This window comes from Acidithiobacillus sulfurivorans (assembly GCF_018853815.1).
In the GTDB taxonomy this organism is placed as follows: Bacteria; Pseudomonadota; Gammaproteobacteria; order Acidithiobacillales; family Acidithiobacillaceae; genus Acidithiobacillus; species Acidithiobacillus sulfurivorans.
In genome coordinates, this window is sequence record NZ_JAAOMP010000129.1 from 1 (window position 1) to 621 (window position 621).

General features: G+C 55.2%; 1 protein-coding gene. It reads left to right on the forward strand.

Annotated elements, in window-relative coordinates; genetic code table 11:
• Positions 1-71: 71 nt before the first annotated feature.
• The coding region (locus tag HAP95_RS12105; protein WP_215884460.1) for an AAA family ATPase at positions 72-621 on the forward strand (550 nt) is incomplete at its 3' end.

Consider the following 621-nt stretch of genomic DNA (forward strand, 5'->3'; position numbering starts at 1 on the left):
GCCTCGCATCTATTGACACACGCTCGCTAACCCTTCTAGTATCCAGAAAAACCTTCTTTCAAAGGTAATGGATGGTCAACGACATGGGGAAAGGAAGCATCGAAAATACCGATAGCGCCGAGAATCTTCAAGGCTGGAAGCAGACCGAGGAAGATCACTACTTTGCGCTCATCGAGCAGCCCAAATATATGATTGGCAGCGTCGCCAAGATGCTGCGCGTCAAGGACCATGTCGTCCGCGATACAGTCGCCCTCATGGGGTTAGACCTGGAGCGTGGTGACTCCGGACGCAAGCCGCGCCTGTTCCATCCCGACAATGTCTTCGATATCGCCGATTTCCGCAGGCGTCGAGGCCTTCTTCCTTGGGATTCGCCCCCTGCGACTGTCGTCGTTTATTCCGCCAAGGGCGGTGTTGGGAAAACCACCTTGGCCGCCGAGCTCGCTGTGCAATGGGCGTTCAAAGGTCTCAAAGTGCTCGCTATTGATCTGGACACCCAGGGCAACCTGACGCAAATGATGGGGTATGACCCTGAGCTCGAACGAGATGCCGACCAACCCGCCGACAACCCTTTTCTGGTCGAATACAACTTCGGGTCGCTGTTCACTATACCGCCCATTCTCC